Source organism: Streptococcus parasanguinis, assembly GCF_000963275.1.
GTDB lineage: Bacteria > Bacillota > Bacilli > Lactobacillales > Streptococcaceae > Streptococcus > Streptococcus parasanguinis_B.
Genome location: NZ_JYOW01000001.1, coordinates 1,372,641 through 1,397,003, shown reverse-complemented (window position 1 = coordinate 1,397,003; position 24,363 = coordinate 1,372,641). Strand labels below are relative to the sequence as shown.

Sequence of the window (24,363 nt, the reverse complement as noted above, 5' to 3'; positions counted from 1 at the left end):
CTCCTTTGTGAACATTATTGTAGTCCAGTCCAGATAGCAATCGGTTGCTCCCCAGACTGATGGGGTAAAAACGTGATTGTCATCTCTTGAAAAGGAGATGCTTGTTCGATCACCAGGAGCTCGTGAGTTTGGAGAGTTTGGGAATGATTGGTTCCCCATTTGAGTGTTAGTGGACAGAGAGCATAGATCAATTGATAGCGACTCTGACTTTTGACACTCTCTTTTGGGGATATAGCACTCATATGCCCCTGATAAGAAGGTTTGTAAATCAAATTAAAGTCTTGACAAGTCCCTTGGCTAGATACAGGATCTCCCCCATCAAAGAAGTAGCTTTGAAAGGGGTTCAAAACCACTTCTTTCTGTTGATGGTTGAGTCGAATGGAGGCATTTAAGGGCATCAAGATTCGGTAGTAGCCCGTGAGATCGGTAAAGTTACTTTTTTCAACCTCTACTGTTGCAGTAGAGAGGCGGAAGTCAAATGTCCGATCTGGATAGCTTCCTCCCTCTGGGGAGAGAAAGAGTTGGGTGGTTTGGCCACCGGACCAAGTAGAAATTTGATAATCTGCGGGGGTAAGATGAAGGAGAGTCACCATAGGACGCCTTCTTTCTTAAAAGAGACCAGTGATATTGCCGTGGGCATCGATATCAATCTTTTCACTGGCAGGAACTTTAGGTAGGCCAGGCATGGTCATAATGGTACCGGTGAGAGCTACGATAAAGCCAGCTCCGGCAGCTACCTTGAGATTACTGATTTTAACAGTGAAGTCTTTAGGTGCTCCCATCTTCTTCGCATCATCTGAGAAGGAGTATTGGGTTTTGGCCATACAGATTGGGTAGTTTGAGAAGCCAAGAGCTTCCAATTCTTTCAGTTCGCGTTTGGCTGCTGGTGTTAAGCTGATGCCTTTACCACCATAGACTTTTGTGACGATCTTGGTCAATTTCGTTTCAATGCTGTCTTCTTCGTCATAGACATAAGAGAAGTGGTTTTCTTCTTGAGCCAGTTGAATGACTTTTTCAGCCAAGTCACGACCACCAGCTCCACCATGTGCCCAGACATCTGAAATGACCACATCTACATGGCGTTTCTTACAAGATTCATAGACAGCTTCTAGTTCGGCTTCTGTATCCAGTGGGAATTTGTTAATGGCAACGACCACAGGTAGTCCATAGACTTCTTGGATGTTGGCCAAGTGTTTGTCTAGGTTTGGTAGACCATCGATAACGGCTTGGACATTTTCAGTAGCCAAGTCTGCTTTGGCAACCCCACCATGCATCTTGAGGGCACGGATGGTTGCGACGAGGACAACGGCAGCAGGTTTGAGCCCGGCCATGCGGCACTTGATATCGATGAATTTTTCAGCACCGAGGTCTGCTCCAAAACCAGCTTCTGTCACGACATAATCAGCATATTTGAGGGCTAGTTTAGTAGCCAGCACACTGTTACAGCCATGAGCAATATTGGCAAAAGGTCCGCCGTGGATGATAGCAGGAGTATGTTCTAAGGTTTGTACCAAGTTTGGATGGATGGCATCTTTGAGGACGGCTGCCATAGCACCTCCAGCCTTGAGGTCTTTAGCTGTGACCGGTTGGCCTTGGTAGTTGTACCCAATAATGATGCGATCAAGACGTTCTTTGAGATCAAGGATATTTTCTGAGAGACAGAGAATGGCCATGATTTCAGAAGCCACGGTGATGTCAAAGCCATCTTCACGAGGAACTCCGTTTGTTTTTCCTTGAAGGCCATCGACAATATGACGGAGCTGACGGTCGTTCATATCGACCACCCGTTTCCAGGTAATGCGACGAGAATCGATGCCCAACTCATTGCCGTGATGGATATGGTTGTCAATCAAGGCTGCAAGGAGGTTGTTGGCAATCCCAATGGCATGGAAGTCTCCGGTAAAGTGAAGGTTGATATCTTCCATTGGAACCACTTGGGCGTACCCGCCACCGGCAGCTCCACCCTTGATCCCAAAGACAGGGCCAAGAGACGGTTCGCGCAGGGCAATGACGGCTTTTTCACCAATAGCTGAAAGAGCATCGACCAAGCCAACAGAGGTGGTTGTCTTTCCTTCTCCAGCAGGTGTTGGAGAGATGGCTGTCACGAGGATCAGCTTTCCATCTTCCTTATCCTTGAGTTGTTCCAGTTGGTTGCTATCAATTTTTGCCTTGTATTTTCCGTAGAGCGAAATATCGTCTTCGGTCAATCCAAGTTCAGCAGCGATATCGGTGATGGGCTTCATTTGGACAGAATTGGCAATTTCAATATCCGATAAAACCATAGAATCCCTTCTTTCTTTATTTTTATTTGCTAGGTTTAAGATAGACTTTCTAAAATGGTTTGGTAAATATTATCTGCAAGATCAGAACCGGTTTGGAGAAGTTTGAGTCCCTTGCCGTGGTATTCTTGGACGAAGTCTTGGTCCTTGATTCCTGAAATGTTGATCAAGACATTGAGCCAAGCACCTTGAAGGCCAGCTTTAAGATTCAGAGCAGCTACCCCTAGGTCACTAGCTGCATTGGTGTTGGACTTGCCAACAGCTTCTTTGGTGGTTTCAAGAGCTTCAACGATGAGCTCCATCATAGAGAAAGGAGATACTGTCGCATGTTTCAAAGCTTTTTGCATGGCTTCACGACGAGCGGCTTTCTCTTCTTCCGTTTCTTTTGGAAGATCAAAGACAGCTGATACGACGTTGAAAGCTTCTGTATCTTTATCGATGGCTTCTAGTAATTGGTCTTGGAGTTGAGCGCTTTTTTCATGAACCCCTTTGATGTGGTCTTCAAATTCTGCGTATTTTTTCTTTCCAATGGTCAGTTCACAGACCATTTTTGTAAGGGAAATCCCATTCGCAGCAGATAGAGCAGCTGCAGAACCACCACCTGGAGCTGGAGCATCTGAACCAAGGACCTTGGCAAACTCCGTAATACTTAAGTCAACTAGTTTCATAGAACTCCCTTTCTAACCCAACAAGTGATTTTCCAAGACTTGTTTGCTGTAGTCAAAGTCTTCTAATTGCAAGTAGTATTCAGCAGAGTCGATCAAAGCCTTAGCAGGAGCCAGTCCAATGAGTTCTGTTCCGATGATGCGAACACCATAGCGTTGCGCTTCGAAACGAACGGTTTCCACGACACGATACAATGGGAATTGTTCCAAGTTGACCATGTTGATGGAGACTTGGGCGATGTTGCGATCTTCTAGCATGACACCGATCGCTTTACAGTATTTGTATCCACCGCTTGATCCACGAATGATTTTAGAAATCTTATTGGCAATCTCTAGGTCGTCTGTGTCAAGGTTGATATTGAAAGCAACGAGTGGCATACGGACACCGACAGCTGTAACCCCTGCAGTTGGGTGAATCTTGCGTTCACCGTAGTCTGGCTTCCAGTCTTCTTCCAACAATTTTTCTGGCATTCCTTCAAATTGTCCTTTACGCACTTTGGCCAAGTTTTTCCGTTCTGGACGAGTTGCAGCATCTTCGTAAAGGAAGATTGGAATACCTAATTCACGATTGATGCGTTCAGCCACTTTGTTAGCAATCTCAACGCATTCAGCTGTAGTGATATCTTTAACCGGAACGAATGGACAAACGTCTGTTGCTCCCATACGAGGGTGTTCGCCTTCGTGCTTGGTCATATCGATGTTTTCAGAAGCGTATTTCACCAATTGGAAAGCCACTTCTTGAATGCTTTCTTCATCCCCAACGAGTGTAAAGACGCTACGGTTGTGGCTGGCATCAGACGAGTAGTCTAGTAAAGTGACACCTGGAATACTTTTTGCTGTAGCTGCTAATCCGTCGATCACAGCCTGATTGCGTCCTTCAGAGAAGTTTGGAATACACTCAACAATTTTTGCCATATGATTACCTCTTTTTATAGGAGAAGTTGGGGAGGAGGAGTCTTTGTATTTTCCTCCCCTTTCTCAGTTTTTATTTTTTGATGTTAAAACAATTTTTGAACGGCTTCTTTGACCAAATCTTCATCTGCCAGATAAGGAATGGTGATATGGTCTGTTCCTGCATGGAGACGGTTGTACTCGATCGCTGTTTCAATGGCATGGTTATTCCGTGCCCAGTTCCGACGAGCAACCCCACCCATAGTGTCCCAGGCAATGGCAGACTTGATGATTTCATCGATCCGGTGGCTACCGTCTAAGACGAGCCCAAATCCACCGTTGATAGCTTTACCGATACCAGTACCACCACCGTTGTGGAGGGCAACGAGACTCATACCGCGAGCAGCGTTACCAGCGTAACATTGAACCGCCATGTCACAAGTAACGTTTGATCCATCTTTGATGTTTGATGTTTCACGGAATGGAGCATCCGTACCAGATACGTCATGGTGGTCACGTCCAATCATGACAGGTCCAATCTTGCCTTGGCGAATGAGTTCATTGAATTTCAATGCAATATTGACACGGCCCATGCAATCTTGATAGAGAATACGAGCTTGTGTACCAACCACCAGTTGGTTCTTTTCAGCATCGCGAATCCAGTTGTAGTTGTCGCGGTCTTGGTAGCGACGAGTTGGATCGATCGCTTCCATAGCTGCGTGGTCAGTTGCAATCAAGTCTTCATGTTTACCGCTGAGGCAGACCCAACGGAATGGACCGTATCCATAGTCAAAGAGCATAGGTCCCATGATATCTTCTACATAAGATGGCCAAATGAAGCCGTCCTTGTCATCCAAGCCATTCTTAGAAATTTCCTTGATGCCTGAGTCGTAAACAGATTTCATGAAGGCATTACCGTAGTCGAAGAAGTAAGTACCTTTAGCCGTCAAGGCTTTGATCACTGCAAAGTGACGAGCCAAGGTTTCATCAACCAAACGGCGGAAGGTTTCTTTGTCTTCTGCCAGCAAACGTGTACGCTCTTCAAAGCTGATGCCAACTGGGCAATAGCCACCATCATAGACGTTGTGGCAAGAGGTTTGGTCAGACAAGAGATGAACGTGAACTTGGTGTTCATTGACATATTCGAGCAAGTCTACGATATTTCCATGGTAGGCAATAGAAGTAGATTCACCAGCTTCAAGGGCTGCTTGAGCCAATTTCACAGCTTCTTCGGCACTGTCGGTTACTTGGCTAATCCAACCTTGAGAGTGACGGGTTTCGATTCGAGAGCGGTCTACTTCTGCAACGATGGCAACAGCTTTTGCAATTTCAGCTGCTTTCCCTTGAGCTCCACTCATACCACCGAGACCAGACGAGATGAAGAGTTTACCAGTTAAGTCGCCATCATCAGGCACACCGAGTTTAAGACGTCCAGCATTAAGGAGAGTGTTGAAGGTACCGTGAACGATCCCTTGAGGACCGATGTACATCCAACCACCAGCCGTCATCTGACCGTAGTTGGTAACGCCCATCTCTTCAGCAATTTCCCAGTCGCGCATGTTGTCATACTCACCGATCAAGAGACCGTTGGTAATGATGACGCGAGGAGCTTCTGGTTTAGACTTGAAGAGGCCGAGAGGGTGACCAGATTCAACCACCAAGGTTTGGTCTTCTGTCATGACTTCTAAGTATTTCTTGATCAAGTTGTATTGCATCCAGTTGGCACAGACAGAACCTGTTTCTCCGTAAGTGACCAATTCATATGGATAAAGGGCAATTTCAAAGCTCAAGTTGTTGTCAATCATAACCTGCATAGCCTTAGCAGCAGTGCATTTTCCTTTGTACTCATCGATTGGTTTTCCGTAGATCCGATCTTTTGGACGGAAGCGATAGCCATAGATCCGACCGCGAGTTCTCAGTTCTTCCAGAAATTCTGGGATCAACTCTTGGTGGAATTTTTTAGGAATGTAACGCAAAGCATTTTTAAGGGCAATTTCAGTCTGAGCTTGCGTTAAGCGGAAGCCTCTATCAGGTGCACGACGGATGCCTTCTTGAAAAGTCGCCTTTTCAGGTAGGACATCAAAGTCAAGTTTGACAGACATAGCAGCTGCAATTTCTTTCTCGTCTATAAATGACATAGCAGAACCCTCCTTATAGTTGGACTGTGAATTTATATTTTCTTTATTGTATCGAAGAAACGTCAATAAAGAGTCAAAAAAAAATATAATTTTTAATAAAGCAAAAAAAAATGAGGGAAAAACTTTTTGACTTTTTTTTGACGCTTTTCCTGTAGAATTGTAAAATGAATAACAATGGAAATAGAAAGGAATGTTTCATATGTCTGCTGATATCCTATTAACCCACTTTAACCAATTGTTTTGTCCGAATGATCTGGGTCATCCTCTCTATGGCAAGGAGATGGCAGAAGCGCAAATCCTTTCCGATGCTTATATCGCTATTAAGGATGGAAAAATTCTTGCAGTTGGGACAGGTCAACCAGATCCAGAACTGATTGATGACCATACGGAAGTGAAATCCTGTGAAGGAAAAGTTGCGACTCCTGGCCTGATTGACTGCCATACCCACTTGGTCTATGGAGGTAGTCGTGAACATGAATTTGCGAAAAAATTAGCGGGTGTTTCTTACTTAGACATCCTCGCCCAAGGCGGTGGAATTCTGAGCACGGTTCGGGCGACACGGGAAGCTTCTTTTGACAATCTCTATGACAAGTCCAAACGACTGTTGGATTACATGTTGCGTCATGGGGTGACTACTGTCGAAGCCAAGAGTGGCTATGGTTTGGATTGGGAAACTGAAAAACGCCAGTTGGATGTTGTGGCTGCATTGGATCGGGATCATGAAATTGATCTGGTATCAACCTTTATGGCAGCCCATGCGATTCCCACAGAGTACAAGGGCCGTTCCCAAGAATATTTAGATCTCATTGTGGAGCAAATGCTTCCCAAAGTGAAGGAAGAAAAGCTAGCTGAGTTCTGTGATATCTTCTGTGAAAAAGGTGTCTTTACAGCAGATGAATCTCGCTATCTTCTTTCAAAGGCTAAGGAGATGGGCTTCAAGCTACGGATCCATGCCGATGAAATCGAATCCATTGGTGGTGTTGATGTGGCGGCTGAATTGGAATCTACTAGTGCAGAACACTTGATGGTGATTACCGATGAAGGCATTCAAAAATTAGCTGCAGCAAAAGTGATTGGAAATCTTTTGCCTGCTACAACCTTCAGCCTCATGGAAGATACCTATGCACCGGCTCGTAAGATGTTGGACGCTGGGATGGCCATCACCCTAACAACGGACAGCAATCCAGGGTCTTGTCCAACAGCCAATCTCCAGTTTGCCATGCATCTGGGTTGCTTCATGATGCGCCTAACTCCAGTAGAAATTCTCAATGCAGTGACCATCAATGCAGCCTATTCAGTAGATCGTGCTAAAACAATCGGCTCTTTCGATGTTGGCAAACAGGCTGACATTACCATCTTTGATGCACCAAATCTAGATTATCTCTTCTATTTCTTTGCGACAAATCTAGTGACAGATGTCTACAAGAAAGGTCAAAAAGTCATTTAACCTCCTCCATTTCATTTGGGACTTTGCTGGTTTGCAAAAATCAGCAAAGTCTTTTTTTAAAACCTATCCCTGTAGGGAATGGAACCACTTTAGTGGGAAATTAAAATTTGACGTTCAAAGAATATTTTTCTTACTTTCTGATGTACAAAAAGGGAAATTCTTGATAGAATAGAAGTAATATTGAATATTTTCTTCAATATCATCTGTTTGTCGTGAAAACAGATTGTTTAAACTATTGATCAAACGAACAGGTTGTTCAACAGACCTGTCTAGAAATTGTGAGGAGACAAGATGACTGTCGATTATAACAGCAAAGCTTACTTGGATAAAGTAGACGCTTGGTGGCGTGCAGCCAACTACATTTCAGCTGCTCAAATGTACTTAAAAGATAACCCGTTGTTGAAGCGCGAAGTCGTTGAAAACGACTTGAAGGCTCACCCAATCGGACACTGGGGAACTGTACCAGGGCAAAACTTTATCTATGCTCACTTGAACCGTACCATCAACAAATATGACTTGGATATGTTCTACATTGAAGGACCAGGTCACGGTGGACAGGTAATGGTATCGAACTCTTACTTAGATGGTTCTTATACTGAATTGAATCCAAATATCCCTCAAAATGAAGAAGGTTTCAAACACTTGTGTAAGATCTTCTCATTCCCAGGAGGGATCGCTTCTCACGCGGCGCCTGAAACACCAGGATCTATCCACGAAGGTGGAGAGCTTGGTTATGCCCTTTCTCACGCTGCAGGTGCTGTATTGGATAATCCAGATGTGATTGCTGCCACAGTTATCGGTGATGGTGAAGGTGAAACAGGTCCATTGATGGCAGGATGGTTGTCAAATACCTTCTTGAACCCAGTCAACGATGGGGCTATCCTTCCAATCTTCTACCTCAACGGAGGGAAGATCCACAACCCAACCATCTTTGAACGCAAAACAGACGAAGAATTGGCCCTCTTCTTTGAAGGTCTTGGATGGAAACCAATCTTTGCAGACGTAACCGCTATTTCTGACGACCACGAAGCTGCCCACGCTTTGTTCGCTGAAAAATTGGACGAAGCAATTGAAGAAATCAAGAAAGTCCAAGCAGAAGCTCGTAAAGGTTCTGCTGAAGAAGCAACTCAACCAGTATATCCTGTCTTGATTGCTCGTATTCCTAAGGGTTGGACTGGTCCAAAAGCATGGGAAGGAACACTAATCGAGGGTGGATTCCGTGCGCACCAAGTTCCAATCCCAGTAGATGCTCACCACATGGAGCATGTCGATGCCCTTCTTTCATGGTTGGAATCTTACCGTCCAGCTGAATTGTTCGACGAAACTGGAAAGCTAGTTCCTGAAATTGCTGAAATTGCACCAAAAGGTGACCGTCGCATGGCGATGAACCCAATCACAAATGCTGGTGTGATCAAACCAATGAACACAGCTGATTGGAAGAAACATGCCCTTCAATTCAACACACCAGGTGAAATCATGGCTCAAGACATGATCGAATTTGGTAAGTATGCGGCAGACTTAGTAGATGCAAACCCAGATAACTTCCGTATCTTCGGTCCAGACGAAACCAAATCAAACCGTCTTCAAGAAGTCTTCACTCGTACAAGCCGTCAATGGTTAGGACGTATGAAACCAGACTACGATGAAGCGTTGAGCCCTGCTGGTCGTGTCATTGACTCTCAATTGTCAGAGCACCAAGCAGAAGGAATGCTTGAAGGATATGTCTTGACAGGTCGTCATGGCTTCTTCGCTTCTTACGAATCCTTCCTTCGTGTTGTGGATTCTATGATCACTCAACACTTCAAATGGTTGCGTAAGTCTAAGACCCATACAACATGGCGTAAAAACTACCCAGCCTTGAACTTGATTGCAACTTCAACTGTCTTCCAACAAGACCACAATGGTTACACTCACCAAGATCCAGGTATCTTGACTCACTTGGCTGAGAAAACTCCTGAATATATCCGTGAGTACTTGCCAGCAGATACCAATAGCTTGCTTGCAGTGATGGATGAAGCCTTCAAGGGAGAAGATGTGATCAACTTGATCGTTTCTTCTAAACACCCACGTCCTCAATTCTATTCAGCAGCTGAAGCAGAAGAATTGGTTCGTGAAGGATACAAGGTGATCGATTGGGCATCAACTGTTTCAGCAGATGAAGAGCCAGATCTTGTTATTGCAGCCGCAGGTACTGAGCCAAACTTAGAAGCTCTTGCAGCCATCACAATCTTGCACAAGGCCTTCCCAGAATTGAAGATCCGCTTTGTCAACGTTGTGGATATCTTGAAATTGCGTCACCCATCCGTTGATGCGCGTGGACTTTCAGATGAAGAGTTCGACAAAGTCTTCACAACTGATAAACCAGTCATCTTTGCCTTCCATGGTTACGAAGGCATGATTCGTGACATCTTCTTCAACCGTCACAACCACAGTCTTCGTGTACATGGTTACCGTGAAAACGGAGATATCACAACACCATTTGATATGCGTGTGATGTCTGAGTTGGACCGCTTCCACTTGGCACAAGATGCTGCTAATGCAGCTCTTGGGGAAGAAGCATCCGCATTTGCAGCTCAAATGGATGAAACAGTTGCCTTCCACAATGCTTATATCCGTGAAAACGGAGATGACATTCCGGAAGTGCACAACTGGAAATGGGAAAATGTAAATAAATAAGAAAAAAAGTCGGAGCATTCCGGCTTTTTTTCTTATTTAGACCGTCTTTTACATTTCCACTTGCTTTTTTTGAAACAGTTAAGCGCTGTTTCATCAGTTTGTGGAAGTCTTCTATCCACAGAGGGTGAAATCACCTTGTGGATTGCATTGATGATGCCAGCGGTAAAAGAATTTGATATTTTTTTAAAAATATTTGATTAGCCCATCAGTAACTAGGTGAATGATTTCATAAAATAAAAAGAGTGCTGGAAAGTGGGATTGCTTGAGAAAGAAAATTACAAACGAATTCCAGTTTCTACAGTCAACCTATTTTTATATTTTGGTTGACCATTGAGGAGTTGTCTGGTATAATAGGTTAACCATATTTGAAAGTGAGGTTAACTAAAAGTGAAACAACATCATACTTTTTCAATTGTTCTTCCAGCCTTCGGAGCTGCTATCATTGCTTCCTTATCACAAATCATCATTCCGATAGGAGCGGTGCCCATCACCTTACAGACCTTTGCTGTAGGACTGGTGGCTGCCATTTTTAAACCGAGAGAAGCTACTCTTGCTGCTCTCCTCTATCTTATTCTCGGTGCAATTGGTCTACCCGTTTTCGCAGGAGGTAGCGGTGGTTTTCAAACCTTCTTTAGTCCAATAGCTGGTTATATACTTGCCTATCCCCTTTTCGCCTTTATCACTTCTAAACTGACCAATGCTGATACACCCATTTGGAAAATCTTTTTGGCTTTTGTTTTAGGAGATGTCCCAGTATTTGTCGGTGGAATTCTCACCCTTCACTTCCTTGGAAATATGGGTTGGTCTACAGCCGTAGCTGTCGGTTTGACACCTTTTATCATTCCTGACCTGTTAAAAGGACTCATCGTCTCTTTGGTGACTAAGCCAGTTTTAAAAGCACTAAAAGATCATAGCTACTTTAACTAAAAAAAGATTGAAGGCTCTGTTCACACGAACAATGTCTTCAATCTTTTTATTTTGCAAAATAAATGTCATAGTGCTTTGAGCAAGCTGGATTAAACCGACTGTGACAATGAGAGCAAGAGATAGACTTTTGATAGTTTTCAATAGTCATTTCATGTAGACAAACACCACAGATAACTACCTTATCCTGCCTTATGTGGCAAGGATAAGCTCGAAATCTATGATCCTCTATATGATCATGACATTGATAACAGGCATAATATTTTTGACAGTCATAGCATTTTAGAGCAACAATATCTAGTGGAGAATGATAGTGTTGGCACCTACTTTCCTTATCTACCAGGAGACCATGAATTTGTGCTACTGGTAGATAAGGAGTAGAAGCAATTGTCTTGCCCAGGACATCAGGTTCCTGCTTTCTGAGAGTTTTTCTAGTGATTGTACTTTTACTATTTTCCATTAACCACATTATAGCACAAATGATTTGTATTTTTAGGAGAAAAGTATAGTCGATTCACATGATTCATTGTGTCTATCTTATGCTTCTACGTAACAATAGTTTTCAGTTCTTATTTGATGAAACTTTAGGGACTGATTTTTTTTAACAATTTATAGATCTAGGAACTAAAGAAAAGACAGCTGGATATAAGTTCGGAAATCAAGCGTTTTCTAGGGAAAGATGGAAGAGTTTTCAAAGAAATATTGAAGAAAAGCCGAAAAAATAGTAAAATGGAATAGCTGATTGCAGCAAATCAACTTTTCTGTTTTCTCCTCTTTGGAGAAGTGCCGTAAATTAGAAAATGGAGTATTTAATGAAGAAAAAAGTGATCTTGAAAAGCAGTATCTTAGCAGTTGCTACTGGTTTCAGTTTCTTTGCCATCAATCGTGTATTTGCAGATGATTTGCAAGTCCAGTTCATGGGGGTCAATGACTTCCACGGTGCCTTGGAACAAACGGGGACAGCTCGTTTAGAAGGTGAGACTGTGAAGAATGCAGGGACAGCCCCACTGCTAGCGACGTACATGAATGATTCGCAAAAGGAATTTGAAACAGAAAATGCAGGAACTCCAAATGCCAGCATTCGTGTGCAAGCTGGTGATATGGTTGGTGCTAGTCCTGCCAATTCTGCCCTCCTTCAAGATGAACCAACTGTAAAAGTCTTCAATGAAATGAACTTTGAATACGGTACACTTGGAAACCATGAGTTTGACGAAGGTCTTGGAGAATTCAACCGGATCATGAAAGGGGAAGCCCCAACACCTGGTCAATTCAACAAGATCGTCGATGAGTATCCTCATGAAGCTTCCAAACAAGAAATTGTGATTGCGAACTTGGTTGACAAGGACACCAACAAAATCCCATTTGATTGGAAACCTTATACCATCAAAGAAATTCCAGTTAATGACAAGACGGTTAAGGTCGGATTCATCGGGGTTGTGACGACAGAATTCCCTAACCTTGTCTTGCGGAAGAACCATGAACAATACCGTGTTTTGGATGAGGCAGAATCGATTGCCAAATATGCGCGTGAGTTGAATGACCAAGGCGTTCATGCTATTGCTGTCTTGGCTCACGTTGCTGCCACAAGTAAAAATGGGGTAGCAGAAGGACCAGCTGCAGAGATGATCAAGAAATTGAATCAACTTTATCCAGAAAACTCAGTCGATCTTGTCTTTGCAGGTCACAACCACCAATATACAAATGGGATGGTCGGAAATACCTTGATTGTTCAAGGAACATCTCAAGGGAAAGCCTACTCGGATGTTCGAGGTGTCTTAGATACAGATACAGGTGATTTTGTCAAAGCTCCAACTGCTAAAATCATTGCCGTAGATCCTTCTAAAGGCAAAGCAAAAGATGCCAAGGTCCAAGCGATCATCAATGAAGCCGACGAGACGGTTAAAAAGGTAACGGAAGCGAAAATTGGTTCGGCAGAGAAAGCTGAAAATATTACACGGGAATTGAATGCGCAAAAAGAAAGTGCTGTGGGAGATTTGGTCACAGCAGCCCAATTGGATATTGCTAAAAAATCAGGATACCCAGATATTGACTTTGCCTTCACCAATAATGGGGGAATTCGTGCAGACCTCGTGGTCAAACCCGATGGAACTATCACTTGGGGTGCCGCTCAAGCAGTGCAACCATTTGGAAATATCCTCCAAGTAGTAGAAATCACTGGGGACCAAATCTACAAAGCTTTGGATCAACAATATGATGAGAAAGAGCTTTACTTCTTGCAAATGGCAGGGATCAAGTACACCTATACAAAACCGGCTGATGCAACAGAAGAAAATCCTTATAAGGTCGTGAAAGCTTACAAGGCAGACGGAACTGAAATTGATCGCAACAAGACCTACAAGGCGATTATCAACGACTTCTTGTATGGTGGCGGAGATGGCTTCTCAGTCTTCCGCGATACAAAATTGATCGGTGCGATTAATCCAGATACTGAAGTCTTTATCCAATACATCGAAGATGTGAATAAGGCAGGGAAGAAGTTGTCTGCTTCAATCTTGGGCAACAAGACATTTGTGGAAAAAGTGGAAGAAGAAACACCTACTCCAGAACCACAACCTCAACCAACTCCACAACCACAACCACAGCCAGCGCCAGTTGATCCAGTAAGTCCAGTAAATCCAGTCCATCCTGTGGCTCCAGTCTCTCCTGTTACCCCAACTCCTCAACCTGAAAGCCCAGTAACTCCAGCTCAACCAGCTGCAATCGAAACAAAAGAAGTGGCAACAAACAAACCAGTTGCTGTTACCTATCATACAGGTGGCCCAGCAGAAGCAACAGCTACACCAGCAACTGGTCTTCCAAAAACAGGTCAAGATGAATTGGCTTCAACCGTCCTTAGCCTCTTTGGCATGACCTCACTAGCTTTAGCAGGATTTGTAGCCAGCAAAAAACGTGAAGGCTAAGTCGTTCATCCGTTAACTTACCCTAAAAACGTCCGTTCTTTTAAGAAACGGACGTTTTTGATGTCTTAGGCTGCTTTCTCAACCCAGACACTGCGGACAAAGAAGAGGCTGATCAGAGCTAGTGCTAGAAAGGCAACTCCCAGGTAATAATAGGGTTGATCCATTGTGGTAGATCGACCAGAGAGGTTGACAATCCCTCGGTAGAGGGCTCCGGCTGTTAGGGTAGCCACTCCTGAATTCCAAAGATTGAGACTCAGTCGAGAGAACCCTTTCACCATCAACTGTAGAGCCACTAGTAGGGCGCCACCGATCAAAGGAATCAAGAAGAGGTAGTGCATGAAGGCAGAGGTTTCGCCAAAACTAAAGTGTTCATAGATGCGACTTCCGACAAAGAAGAAAGCTGAAATCAGAGTGTACCAGAGAATCGTTTTTTTCAACCGTTGTTTGATAGGATTAGTAACCGATGTAGACAATGTCACTCACCGCCCTTTCTGAGATAGTACCATTTGTTGTTGGTTTATTAATAACTTGGCCATTGAAGTAAAGTGTAGAAGATCCACCCCCGTCCAGGTTGTAGGCTGTTTTAACGCCATAAGACTTCATCACTTCGGCTAATTGGTAGAGAGACAGGCCTTGGCTTTCTGAAGTCCGTCCATCTGACACGACGATAATGTAGTGATTTTCATCGATGATTCCAATCGCTGTCCGTGGATTAGACGCCATAGATTGCCCGACCTCTGAGTTGGTATCGACGGTAATTTCTCCATTTTCAACTAAGGAAGGACCGAAAGCGAGGAGATTGACGACCCCGTCTTTGACCAATTGATCCGCTGAGATCTCATCTTCATAGATAATTTTGAAGGATCCATCCTTGTAAATGGCTAGGTCACCATTGCTTGAATCTTCCCGAACGGTATCACGGTAGACCACTCCATTTCGGATGACGTATCCTGTACTGTTAGCCCCGTAATAGTCACCATTCACTGCTAGAATGGCACTGTTGTTGGCAGCTGTGACAGAGGTCTTAGCAGTCACGTTGGTTCCGTAAGTGTTTTGTGCAAAGGCTGTTTTGAGGTAGTCAGATGAGCTGACTGTGATATCTGCAATGTAAACCTGGGTATTTTCAACCGTTTTTTCTGTGAGGCTCACCTGGATATTGTCATCTGAATAGCTAGTATCGGTCGTTGTAGCCGATGCAGCTGCTTTTTTGGCTGCCTTGGTGTCCGTAGTCGTAGCTTTTACGGTTTGGATGGCATCAGATAAGACAAAGGTCTTGAGCATCGAGTAGCTAAAACTGCTGGTCAAAAGAAGGCCAAAGCAGGCAGCATAGGTGTAGGATTTTTTAAAGAATTTCATGGTGGGGAGCAGTCCTTTCTTTGAAGATCACTTTTTTCTGGATCACCCATGAGACCAGAAAGAGGAGGAAGCCGACGACAATCTTACTGATCAGGAGATTGAGCCCGAAAGCAGTATAGAAGAGTCGAATCAAGAGCGTATCGAGAATAAAGAGGCCAAGAGCTAGACCAAAGTAGCCACTTCCAGTTTTAGCGACACTGTCCTTATTCTTAAAGACCAGGTGCTTATTGGTTGAGTAGTTAAAGATGGAACTCGTCACACGAGCGATCCCATTGGCTAGGAGAACACGTAGACTAATGGGCACGGCCATCATCACGAAAAGGAAGAAGACGTAGACCAGATAGTCAACGATAAAACTACTCAGAGAGGAGAGGGCAAACTTGAACATGTCCTTGTAGATCATGAGGCCATCTCGAATAGGTCGGAAGTGGGAGCCTTCGTTGTCATTGATGTAGACCGTCTCGATGGGAACTTCCACGATGGGGAAGGACTTGCTTGATGCGAGGAGAACATTCATTTCATATTCATAACGCTGACCGTCAACCTCAAGCATGAAAGGCAAGAGATTCGTAGTGAAAGCCCGTAAGCCCGTTTGGGTATCGCTGACCACCACCCCTGTTTGTTGCTTAAACAAGAAACGAGTCAATTTATTTCCGAAAGCAGAACGCAAAGGAACTTTTCCAGAGAAGGCGCGTGCTCCTAGAATAAGTGATCCAGGATGCTCTTGAGATTGGTTAACAACCCTGAAAATATCCCAAATTTTGTGCTGACCGTCTGCATCAGCTGTAACAATGCTTCCATAGGTACCTCTTTCTAGGATGTAGGCATAAGCAGTCTTGAGAGCTTGCCCTTTTCCTTGATTGTGCTCATGGGTCAGAACTGTCACAAGACCCTCCAATTTGTCAAAAATCACTTTCTTGTCAGCGTCACTCCCATCGTCGACAACGATGATGTGGAGATCGCTCTTAGCGTGAACCAAGCGAACCAGTTTGACAAGATTCAGATCCGGTTGATAGGCGGGGATGATAAGATAATTCATAATCGTTCCTCGTTTCTTGAGATTTGTTGTAGCTAGTATAAAGACTCAAGCTTAAAGCTAACTGATATCAGTTTTCTTTAAGGAAAGGAGAGGAAGAGTGGGAATAGTTTCTTCTATAAAATGTCATTTTTTAGGACATTTCTTTCTTTTTTCTCGAAGGGGACGTCCAGAATCATTTTTTAAATCCTAAAGATAATTCTTGCCTTTGTTCGCAAAGTCTGGTATAATAGTTTCTTGTGAGTAAACCTCACTTACCCCTTGCAAAGACAGGGGGTCATTAGTCCAAAAGGAGGAACATTATCAATGGCTAAATACGAAATTCTTTATATTATTCGTCCAAACATTGAAGAAGAAGCTAAAAACGCTTTGGTAGCACGTTTCGATTCTATCTTGACTGACAACGGTGCAACTGTTGTTGAATCAAAAGATTGGGAAAAACGTCGTCTTGCATACGAAATCCAAGATTTCCGTGAAGGACTTTACCACATCGTAAACGTTGAAGCGAACGACGCTGTAGCTCTTAACGAGTTCGACCGTCTTTCAAAAATCAACGGTGACATTCTTCGTCACATGATCGTAAAAGTTGACGCGTAAGAAATCATCCGAGGTGACTTATGATTAACAATGTTGTACTTGTCGGTCGTATGACCCGTGATGCTGAACTTCGCTACACTCCAAGCAATCAAGCAGTTGCTACTTTCAGCCTAGCTGTCAACCGCAACTTCAAGAGTCAAAATGGAGAGCGCGAAGCCGATTTCATCAACTGTGTGATCTGGCGTCAGCAAGCAGAAAACTTAGCCAACTGGGCTAAGAAAGGTGCTTTGATTGGGATTACCGGTCGCATTCAAACACGTAATTACGAAAACCAGCAAGGTCAACGTGTTTATGTCACTGAAGTCGTAGCAGACAGCTTCCAACTATTGGAAAGCCGTGCAGCACGCGAAGGGCATGCAGGTGGTGGCTATTCATCAGGCAACGGTGGTTTTGCTGGAAATGCAACCCCAAGCTTTGGTGGATCTGAACCAAGCAATGCAGCGCCAAACTTTGGTCGTGAAGAAAATCCATTTGGAGCGAATCCAATGGATATCTCAGACGACGATCTTCCATTTTAAGAATGGGTTTAACGAATTAAAACTATAAAGGAGAATTAAACATGGCTCAACAACGTCGTGGCGGATTCAAACGCCGTAAAAAAGTTGATTACATCGCAGCAAACAAAATCGAATATGTCGATTACAAAGATACTGAGCTTCTTAGCCGTTTCGTTTCAGAACGTGGGAAAATCCTTCCTCGTCGTGTAACTGGAACTTCAGCGAAGAACCAACGTAAAGTAACAACAGCTATCAAACGCGCTCGCGTAATGGCTTTGATGCCTTTCGTAAACGAAGATTAAAAAAAGACCCGTTAGGGTCTTTTTTTCATGAGCTTGAAGACAAGAGAGCGAATTAAGACCCTAACGGATCTTTTTTCACGAGCCTAGAAATGTAAGAGCGAGTTGAGGTCCAGTGGACCTCTTTTTCAGACCCTTTTGGATCTTTTTTGCGAGCATAGAAATATGATAGTGAGTTAGGTCCGTGTGAAGCTCTTTGACCTTTCCCAAGCTCTAATTATGCTATAATGATGGGGAGAAAGGTATCAAGGAGCGCAACATGAAGGAAGGTGTAATCATCAGGAGGATGATAAAGGCAGATATTGAGCACATCTCTCAAGCCTTTATCCACCAAGGGTGGCCAGGTAGAGAGGATATCTTGACTAGCTATTTTCAAGAGCAGGAGAATAGAGAGAGGGACGTATTAGTAGCTGAGTCGGATGGATTTGTGGCAGGCTATATCACTATATTGCCTGCTGCCAAGCACGGCCCTTTCGTGGGAGTCTATCCTGAACTATCTGATTTTAATGTTTTTGAACCATTTAGAAATCGAGGGATTGGGAATCAACTCTTAGAGGAGGCAGAAAAAAGAGTCCGGCTACTATCAGAGATTGTTACTTTAGGGGTTGGTTTACACTCGGGTTATGGCCCAGCTCAAAGACTGTATGTCAAACGGGGCTATATCCCAGATGGATCTGGGGTTTGGTTTAGTGATCACCCCTTAGCCCCTTACAGTTCTTGTGAAAACAATGATGACTTAGTCCTCTATTTTTCAAAAAGATTGAACAGGGAAATACAGTAAAACAAAAACGGATGAAAACTTCATCCGTTTCTTTTTAGCGACGAGTTGCGGGTGCTGTGCTCGAACTTTTAATATTAAAGCGTTTCTTGAGGTAGAAGCGAAGGACAAGTGCTAAAGCTCCTAAAACGATGGCAAGGACATCTGGAATAGTTGGGTTGAGAACCTGTGGGAGTAGGGAAGTAAAGGACAAGACAATGACCCAAAGGAACATGACTCCAACAAGAATCGGCATGGATTTCCAAAGAGAGGGACGCTCGCTGCGATCTTTGGTGCCATCCATATACTGATAGAAGAAGTAGTACATGAGATACAAGAGCAGGGCCCCTGTCAAACTTCCAAGAATCAAGGTGATCAACCCATAGCCAGTACGACGCGGTGCGACCAAGTTCATAAAGGCGCTAATCGCAGCAAAAACACCAAAGATAAAGAGGAAGGAATCCAAAATCATGAGAGAGGGAGCATCGTTTAATTTCGGATGCTCTTTTTCATAGCGTTCTTTCTCGCTGAAAGAATTCGCCCATACAGTTGGAGCTCCAAAAAGGGTCCGTGCCGGAATCCCTTTTCCTTGGTTTTCATGGATAGCTGGAAGGATTTCTTGGATGAGGCTTTCTGCTTCTTCCTCTGATTTCCCGTTTTCAAGCAATTGGTGTTTGGCAATACGGATAAATTCTTGGTTTTTCTTGCTGAGTTGATTCAAATCAAATTGAGACATAAATACTCCTTAGTGTTAGTAGTAGGTGTTAGAACCATTTTTTATGGATGAGGTAGACGACGAGAGACCCGGTCAGGGCAAAAGCGATGAAAATGATGAGCCAGAAGGCATTTGGTTCTCCATTGAGCGGTAATTCATTGTCCTTGAAGTTCATCCCGTAGGCGAGAAAATCATGGTTGGGATGGACATGACGATGGTCACCATGGCCAAGGTCTTCATGATGTTATTCTGGTTGTTGGAGATGATTGATGCGAAGGTATCGGTCATGGAGTGGAGGATGTTTCCATAAATATCTGCCATCTCGATGGCCTGCTGGGTTTCGATCAAGGTATCTTCCAGTAGATCTTCGTCTTCTAGGTATTTCTTGATGTTACTAGTGGCGCTGGTCAATTTCTTGATCACGCGCTCATTGGTTTTCAGTGAGGCCTTAAAGTAGACGATGGTTTTTTCTAACTCCATCAACTCAATCAGTTCTTCATTACGCGTTGATTTGTGCAATTGGCTTTCAATCTGTTCACTCTTTCGATCCAGGGTACGAAGCGCAGACAAGTAGAGTTCAGCGTTGCGATAGAGGATCTGAAAGATAAAGCGCGACCGCATAAAGGTATAGAAATTCCGCAAGCGTCGGTTGATAAAGATATCTAGAAGCGGTAATTTCTCTAAGCAAGTCGTGATAATAGCCTCTTCTGTCAGGATAATCCCTAGCGGAATGGTCACGTAGTAGGTCTGATTGTTCCGCTCTTCCTTAATCGGGACGTCGACGATGATCAAGGTGTATTCGTCTTCGATGGTCATACGGGACATTTCTTCCGCATCCAGTGGAGCCCGCAAGTCTGCAATATCAATATTAAAAGCAGAGGCGATTTCCATCGATTCACTTTGAGAAGGGTTCACAAGGTTGATCCAGCTACCGGGTTCCAGCGTCTCTATTTCTTTAAATTCAGTCGTTGTCGATAAAAAGACCTGTTTCATGGTGCCTCCCCTTGTTTTTTTACACCTTAACATTATATCAGAAAAAGGACGGTTTTGGATAAAAGAATACTAAAAAATTTGTTATAATGGAGGTTAACAAAAAGGTGATTAGAGTAAGAACATGCAAGATAAAATTGTCATTCATGGGGCACGCGCCCATAATTTAAAAAATATAGATGTAGAAATTCCACGGGACAAATTAGTCGTGGTGACGGGTTTGTCTGGATCTGGAAAGTCCAGTCTGGCCTTTGATACCCTCTATGCAGAAGGCCAGCGCCGCTACGTGGAGAGCTTATCGGCCTATGCCCGGCAGTTCTTGGGAAATATGGAAAAACCAGATGTGGACTCCATTGACGGCTTGAGTCCAGCCATTTCCATCGACCAAAAAACGACCAGTAAAAACCCCCGTTCTACAGTGGGGACGGCAACAGAGATCAATGACTACCTGCGCTTGCTCTATGCGCGTGTAGGGACGCCTTATTGTATCAATGGGCATGGAGCGATTACAGCTTCTTCAGTTGAGCAAATTGTCGATCAAGTCTTGGAATTACCAGAGCGCCAACGCCTGCAAATTCTAGCTCCCATTATCCGCAAGAAAAAAGGCCAGCACAAGAATATCATTGAAAAAGTCCAAAAAGACGGTTATGTTCGGGTCCGAGTTGACGGTGAGATCTATGATGTGACAGAGGTCCCAGAACTTTCTAAAAGCAAACAGCACACGATTGAAGTGGTGGTGGACCGGATCGTGATCAAAGAGGGCATCCGCTCGCGTCTCTTTGATTCGATTGAGGCAGCTCTTCGGATTGCCGATGGCTACGTGGTGATTGATACCATGGACGATAAGGAGCTACTTTTTTCGGAGCACTATGCTTGTCCGGTTTGTGGCTTTACCGTTCCTGAATTAGAGCCCCGTCTCTTTTCTTTCAATGCGCCTTTCGGCTCCTGTCCAGACTGTGATGGGCTAGGCATTAAGCTGGAGGTGGACTTAGATTTGGTGGTGCCAGATGATCGCTTAAGCCTTCGCGAAGGAGCTCTTGCTCCTTGGAATCCGATCTCTTCCAACTACTATCCTCAGATGTTGGAGCAGGCCATGATCCATTTTGGTATTGATATGGATCAGCCTTTCTCAGATCTTTCTCAAGAAGAAAAGGACTTGGTTCTCTATGGTTCAAACGGGAAAGAATTCCACTTCCACTATGAAAATGAGTTTGGTGGGGTTCGAGATATCGACATTCCCTTTGAAGGAGTCGTAACCAATATTCACCGCCGTTTCCGTGAGACCAATAGTGATTTTACCCGCAACCAAATGCGCTCTTATATGAACGAATTGACCTGTGCGACCTGCCATGGCTACCGTCTCAATGACCAGGCTCTTTCTGTCCGTGTCGGTGGGGAGAAAGGGATGCATATCGGAGAGGTGTCAGATCTATCGATTGCGGACCACTTAAAAGCTGTGGATCAGTTGGTCTTAACAGACAATGAAGCCACGATTGCAAGACCGATCCTAAAAGAGATTAAGGATCGCTTAACCTTCTTAAACAATGTGGGGCTCAATTACTTGACCTTGTCACGATCTGCTGGGACCTTATCAGGTGGAGAAAGCCAGCGCATTCGCTTGGCAACCCAGATCGGTTCCAACCTCTCTGGTGTCCTTTACATCTTGGATGAGCCGTCTATCGGCCTCCACCAAAGGGACAATGACCGCCTGATCGCCAGTCTCAAGAAGATGCGCGATTTAGGCAACACCTTGATCGTCGTCGAACATGATGAAGATACCATGAGAGAGGCAGACTACCTGATCGACGTCGGCCCAGGTGCCGGTGTCTTTGGGGGAGAGATCGTTGCAGCAGGAACTCCAAAGCAGGTAGCACGCAACAGCAAATCCATCACTGGCCAGTATTTGTCCGGCAAGCGCAAGATTCCGGTTCCGACAGAGCGCCGTTCGGGGAATGGTCGTTCTATTGAAATTACAGGGGCTAGTGAGAATAACTTACAAGACATCACAGCGCGCTTTCCTCTGGGCAAATTTATCGCAGTCACTGGAGTTTCCGGTTCTGGGAAATCGACCTTGATCAATGGCATCTTGAAAAAAGCCATCGCTCAAAAGCTCAACCGCAATTCGGAAAAACCAGGGAAATACAAGACCATTCAGGGGATTGAGCATATCGATCGCTTGATCGACATTGATCAAAGCCCGATTGGCCGGACTCCTCGTTCCAATCCAGCGACCTATACAGGCGTCTTCGATGACATTCGCGATCTCTTTGCTCAGACCAATGAAGCCAAAATTCGGGGCTATAAAAAAGGCCGCTTTAGTTTCAATGTCAAGGGCGGGCGTTGTGAGGCCTGCTCAGGAGATGGGATCATCAAGATTGAAATGCACTTCTTGCCGGATGTCTTCGTCCCTTGTGAAGTCTGCCATGGACGTCGATACAATAGTGAGACCCTCGAAGTCCACTACAAGGAAAAAAATATTGCAGAAGTGCTGGATATGACGGTCAATAAGGCAGTTGAATTCTTCAAGCACATTCCAAAAATTGAACGCAAACTCAAGACCATCCAAGATGTGGGCCTGGGCTATGTAACGCTAGGGCAACCTGCAACTACTCTATCAGGAGGGGAAGCGCAACGGATGAAGTTGGCTTCTGAATTGCACAAGCGCTCTACAGGGAAATCCTTCTATATCTTGGATGAACCAACGACAGGACTTCATACCGAAGACATTTCTCGCTTGATCAAAGTCTTAGAGCGATTTGTGGATGATGGCAATACGGTCCTTGTGATTGAGCACAATTTGGATGTCATTAAGACCGCAGACCATATCATCGATTTAGGACCAGAAGGTGGTGTCGGTGGTGGAACCATTATTGCGACCGGAACACCAGAAGAAGTAGCAGCAAATCCTGCTAGCTACACAGGACAATATTTGAAAGGAAAATTACAATGAATCAACGGATCAGCAACTTAAGAAACAAAATGAAAGCCCAAAACCTCAAAGCGGTATTGATTAACAATTTGAAAAACGTTTATTATTTGACCAATTTTTGGGGTTCAAACGGGACTGCCTTGGTGACAGAAGAACGCGTGGTACTCTTTACAGATTCGCGCTACACCATCCATGCCCATGCGACTTGTTTCCCCTTTGTAGAGATTGTGGAAACCCGCGATGAGTTGACTGCAGCTGCAGAGATCGTTAAGGACCTTGAAATCAAAGAACTTGGTTTTGAGGACGAAGTGACGGTGGCCTACCATGCCCGCATGGCTTCTGTTTTCAGTGGCATCAGCCTTCAATCCCTAGCGAACTTTGTGATGGAATTGCGCTTGATTAAAGATGAAACTGAGATTGCGGCCATTAAAAAAGCTTGTAGCATCTCTGACCAAGCCTTCCATGATATTTTGGATTATATCAAGGTAGGGAAAACGACAGAGTTGGAAACAGCGACTTTCCTAGATTTTAGAATGCGGGAGTTGGGAGCTTCTGGTGTATCTTTTGATATTATTTCAGCAGCTGGTGAACGCTCTGCCATGCCTCATGCGACTCCAAGTGATCGGGTCATTTCAGCAGGAGATGCCTTGACCCTTGATTTTGGTTGCTTGTATAACCACTATGTCAGCGATATGACACGGACTATCTATGCAGGACATGTCAGCGACAAGGAAAGAGAAATTTACGAAACCGTTTTGAAAGCCAATCAAGCCTTGATTGATGCGGCTAAAGATGGACTTGGCTTCCGTGATTTTGATAAAATTCCACGTGATGTGATCGAAAGAGCCGGCTATGGTCAATACTTTACTCATGGAATCGGTCATGGAATTGGGCTAGATATCCACGAAGAGCCATACTTCAGCCAAACGTCTAAAGAAGCGATTCAAGCAGGGATGGTCTTAACAGATGAGCCAGGTATTTATATCGAAGGTCTCTCTGGTGTGCGGATCGAAGATGACCTCTTGATCACAGAAACAGGCTGTGAAGTCTTGACCCTTGCTCCTAAAGAATTGATTGTCCTATAAAATATACGTTTTTCTTAACTTCTGTTTAGACAGAGATGTGAAGAGAAGACTATGAAATGAATTGTAGAGTAATTCTTCTCCCAGACATCTTATTTGGAGCCCTATCCATTTTGGTATAGGAACTACAATAACAAAACACGAAAGAAGCAAAGGGGAATTTG

At 44.2% G+C, this 24,363-nt stretch carries 20 protein-coding genes and 1 pseudogene; 10 read left to right on the top strand and 11 right to left on the bottom strand.

Annotation, left to right across the window (positions count from 1 at the left end):
• Positions 1-14: 14 nt before the first annotated feature.
• The 5 genes from TZ97_RS06820 to TZ97_RS06800 all read right to left on the bottom strand — a co-directional run bounded on the left by TZ97_RS06820 (position 15) and on the right by TZ97_RS06800 (position 5,973).
• On the bottom strand, positions 15-593 hold the full coding sequence (locus TZ97_RS06820; protein WP_045759827.1) for a HutD/Ves family protein: 579 nt from the start codon (positions 591-593) through the stop codon (positions 15-17).
• A 15-nt stretch (positions 594-608) separates the two neighbouring features.
• Positions 609-2,282, bottom strand: coding sequence for a formate--tetrahydrofolate ligase (locus TZ97_RS06815; protein WP_045759826.1), 1,674 nt, complete (start codon positions 2,280-2,282; stop codon positions 609-611).
• Between the two features lie 35 nt (positions 2,283-2,317).
• Positions 2,318-2,947 (bottom strand): cyclodeaminase/cyclohydrolase family protein, encoded by a 630-nt coding sequence (locus TZ97_RS06810; protein WP_024054843.1) that lies wholly within the window; start codon positions 2,945-2,947, stop codon positions 2,318-2,320.
• Positions 2,948-2,959: 12 nt separating this feature from the next.
• Positions 2,960-3,859: a glutamate formimidoyltransferase gene (gene ftcD / locus TZ97_RS06805; protein ID WP_003008641.1), complete on the bottom strand. Its 900-nt coding sequence runs from the start codon at positions 3,857-3,859 to the stop codon at positions 2,960-2,962.
• 83 nt (positions 3,860-3,942) lie between these two features.
• Positions 3,943-5,973, bottom strand: coding sequence for a urocanate hydratase (locus TZ97_RS06800; protein WP_045759825.1), 2,031 nt, complete (start codon positions 5,971-5,973; stop codon positions 3,943-3,945).
• Positions 5,974-6,172: 199 nt separating this feature from the next.
• Between TZ97_RS06800 and hutI the strand changes: the two genes are divergently transcribed.
• The 3 genes from hutI to TZ97_RS06785 all read left to right on the top strand — a co-directional run bounded on the left by hutI (position 6,173) and on the right by TZ97_RS06785 (position 11,023).
• Entirely contained in the window at positions 6,173-7,420 is a 1,248-nt protein-coding gene (hutI, locus tag TZ97_RS06795) for an imidazolonepropionase (protein WP_037608072.1), read from the top strand.
• A 291-nt stretch (positions 7,421-7,711) separates the two neighbouring features.
• Positions 7,712-10,096: a phosphoketolase family protein gene (locus tag TZ97_RS06790; RefSeq protein ID WP_045759824.1), complete on the top strand. Its 2,385-nt coding sequence runs from the start codon at positions 7,712-7,714 to the stop codon at positions 10,094-10,096.
• Positions 10,097-10,483: 387 nt separating this feature from the next.
• A complete protein-coding gene (locus TZ97_RS06785) occupies positions 10,484-11,023 on the top strand; it encodes a biotin transporter BioY (protein WP_024054847.1) in 540 nt (179 codons plus the stop codon).
• A gap of 46 nt (positions 11,024-11,069) precedes the next feature.
• Here the strand turns inward: TZ97_RS06785 and TZ97_RS10270 are convergent, their stop codons facing one another.
• The gene (locus TZ97_RS10270) at positions 11,070-11,408 is read right to left on the bottom strand and encodes a CHY zinc finger protein (protein ID WP_080934958.1); all 339 of its coding nucleotides are present in this window, start codon (positions 11,406-11,408) and stop codon (positions 11,070-11,072) included.
• 424 nt (positions 11,409-11,832) lie between these two features.
• On the opposite strand from TZ97_RS10270, the gene TZ97_RS06780 reads away from it, so the two are divergent.
• A complete protein-coding gene (locus tag TZ97_RS06780) occupies positions 11,833-13,941 on the top strand; it encodes a surface-anchored 5'-nucleotidase (RefSeq protein WP_045759823.1) in 2,109 nt (702 codons plus the stop codon).
• Positions 13,942-14,006: 65 nt separating this feature from the next.
• Here the strand turns inward: TZ97_RS06780 and TZ97_RS06775 are convergent, their stop codons facing one another.
• From TZ97_RS06775 to TZ97_RS06765, 3 genes are read right to left on the bottom strand one after another with little or no spacing between them, the layout of a single operon-like run.
• Positions 14,007-14,414, bottom strand: coding sequence for a hypothetical protein (locus tag TZ97_RS06775; RefSeq protein WP_045760212.1), 408 nt, complete (start codon positions 14,412-14,414; stop codon positions 14,007-14,009).
• Positions 14,395-15,297, bottom strand: a complete 903-nt coding sequence (locus tag TZ97_RS06770) for a phosphodiester glycosidase family protein (RefSeq protein ID WP_024054851.1) — start codon at positions 15,295-15,297, stop codon at positions 14,395-14,397. Before TZ97_RS06770 ends, TZ97_RS06775 begins: the two co-directional genes overlap by 20 nt.
• Positions 15,284-16,336, bottom strand: coding sequence for a bifunctional glycosyltransferase family 2/GtrA family protein (locus tag TZ97_RS06765; protein ID WP_045759822.1), 1,053 nt, complete (start codon positions 16,334-16,336; stop codon positions 15,284-15,286). Before TZ97_RS06765 ends, TZ97_RS06770 begins: the two co-directional genes overlap by 14 nt.
• 303 nt (positions 16,337-16,639) lie before the next feature.
• Here TZ97_RS06765 and rpsF point away from each other — a divergent pair, with 303 nt between their 5' ends.
• The 4 genes from rpsF (at position 16,640) to TZ97_RS06745 (ending at position 18,507) form a co-directional block, all read left to right on the top strand.
• The gene (rpsF, locus tag TZ97_RS06760; protein ID WP_003005040.1) at positions 16,640-16,930 is read left to right on the top strand and encodes a 30S ribosomal protein S6; all 291 of its coding nucleotides are present in this window, start codon (positions 16,640-16,642) and stop codon (positions 16,928-16,930) included.
• 20 nt (positions 16,931-16,950) lie between these two features.
• Positions 16,951-17,448 carry a single-stranded DNA-binding protein gene (locus tag TZ97_RS06755; protein WP_003008622.1) on the top strand — a complete coding sequence of 166 codons (498 nt, stop codon included), beginning with the start codon at positions 16,951-16,953 and terminating at the stop codon, positions 17,446-17,448.
• Between the two features lie 41 nt (positions 17,449-17,489).
• Positions 17,490-17,729 carry a 30S ribosomal protein S18 gene (gene rpsR, locus TZ97_RS06750; RefSeq protein WP_000068664.1) on the top strand — a complete coding sequence of 80 codons (240 nt, stop codon included), beginning with the start codon at positions 17,490-17,492 and terminating at the stop codon, positions 17,727-17,729.
• 256 nt (positions 17,730-17,985) lie between these two features.
• A complete protein-coding gene (locus TZ97_RS06745) occupies positions 17,986-18,507 on the top strand; it encodes a GNAT family N-acetyltransferase (protein WP_023919016.1) in 522 nt (173 codons plus the stop codon).
• A 34-nt stretch (positions 18,508-18,541) separates the two neighbouring features.
• Here TZ97_RS06745 and TZ97_RS06740 read toward each other — a convergent pair whose 3' ends face one another.
• Both TZ97_RS06740 and TZ97_RS06735 read right to left on the bottom strand, forming a co-directional pair.
• Complete coding sequence (locus TZ97_RS06740) at positions 18,542-19,219, bottom strand: DUF1129 domain-containing protein (protein WP_045759821.1); 678 nt, start codon at positions 19,217-19,219, stop codon at positions 18,542-18,544.
• Between the two features lie 28 nt (positions 19,220-19,247).
• A pseudogene (locus tag TZ97_RS06735) lies at positions 19,248-20,191 on the bottom strand (magnesium transporter CorA family protein).
• Between the two features lie 121 nt (positions 20,192-20,312).
• Here TZ97_RS06735 and uvrA point away from each other — a divergent pair.
• Positions 20,313-23,138 carry an excinuclease ABC subunit UvrA gene (uvrA, locus tag TZ97_RS06730; RefSeq protein ID WP_045759820.1) on the top strand — a complete coding sequence of 942 codons (2,826 nt, stop codon included), beginning with the start codon at positions 20,313-20,315 and terminating at the stop codon, positions 23,136-23,138.
• A complete protein-coding gene (locus tag TZ97_RS06725) occupies positions 23,135-24,202 on the top strand; it encodes a M24 family metallopeptidase (RefSeq protein ID WP_045759819.1) in 1,068 nt (355 codons plus the stop codon). The genes uvrA and TZ97_RS06725 overlap by 4 nt, the downstream gene beginning before the upstream one ends.
• Positions 24,203-24,363 lie beyond the last annotated feature (161 nt).

Bases quoted from the DNA above. Each gene is read 5' to 3' on its own strand.
- TZ97_RS06820 (WP_045759827.1), bottom strand. From the start codon at position 593: ATGGTGACTCTCCTTCATCTTACCCCCGCAGATTATCAAATTTCTACT.
- TZ97_RS06815 (WP_045759826.1), bottom strand. From the start codon at position 2,282: ATGGTTTTATCGGATATTGAAATTGCCAATTCTGTCCAAATGAAGCCC.
- TZ97_RS06810 (WP_024054843.1), bottom strand. From the start codon at position 2,947: ATGAAACTAGTTGACTTAAGTATTACGGAGTTTGCCAAGGTCCTTGGT.
- ftcD (WP_003008641.1), bottom strand. From the start codon at position 3,859: ATGGCAAAAATTGTTGAGTGTATTCCAAACTTCTCTGAAGGACGCAAT.
- TZ97_RS06800 (WP_045759825.1), bottom strand. From the start codon at position 5,973: ATGTCATTTATAGACGAGAAAGAAATTGCAGCTGCTATGTCTGTCAAA.
- hutI (WP_037608072.1), top strand. From the start codon at position 6,173: ATGTCTGCTGATATCCTATTAACCCACTTTAACCAATTGTTTTGTCCG.
- TZ97_RS06790 (WP_045759824.1), top strand. From the start codon at position 7,712: ATGACTGTCGATTATAACAGCAAAGCTTACTTGGATAAAGTAGACGCT.
- TZ97_RS06780 (WP_045759823.1), top strand. From the start codon at position 11,833: ATGAAGAAAAAAGTGATCTTGAAAAGCAGTATCTTAGCAGTTGCTACT.
- TZ97_RS06770 (WP_024054851.1), bottom strand. From the start codon at position 15,297: ATGAAATTCTTTAAAAAATCCTACACCTATGCTGCCTGCTTTGGCCTT.
- TZ97_RS06765 (WP_045759822.1), bottom strand. From the start codon at position 16,336: ATGAATTATCTTATCATCCCCGCCTATCAACCGGATCTGAATCTTGTC.
- rpsF (WP_003005040.1), top strand. From the start codon at position 16,640: ATGGCTAAATACGAAATTCTTTATATTATTCGTCCAAACATTGAAGAA.
- TZ97_RS06755 (WP_003008622.1), top strand. From the start codon at position 16,951: ATGATTAACAATGTTGTACTTGTCGGTCGTATGACCCGTGATGCTGAA.
- rpsR (WP_000068664.1), top strand. From the start codon at position 17,490: ATGGCTCAACAACGTCGTGGCGGATTCAAACGCCGTAAAAAAGTTGAT.
- TZ97_RS06745 (WP_023919016.1), top strand. From the start codon at position 17,986: ATGAAGGAAGGTGTAATCATCAGGAGGATGATAAAGGCAGATATTGAG.
- TZ97_RS06740 (WP_045759821.1), bottom strand. From the start codon at position 19,219: ATGTCTCAATTTGATTTGAATCAACTCAGCAAGAAAAACCAAGAATTT.
- uvrA (WP_045759820.1), top strand. From the start codon at position 20,313: ATGCAAGATAAAATTGTCATTCATGGGGCACGCGCCCATAATTTAAAA.
- TZ97_RS06725 (WP_045759819.1), top strand. From the start codon at position 23,135: ATGAATCAACGGATCAGCAACTTAAGAAACAAAATGAAAGCCCAAAAC.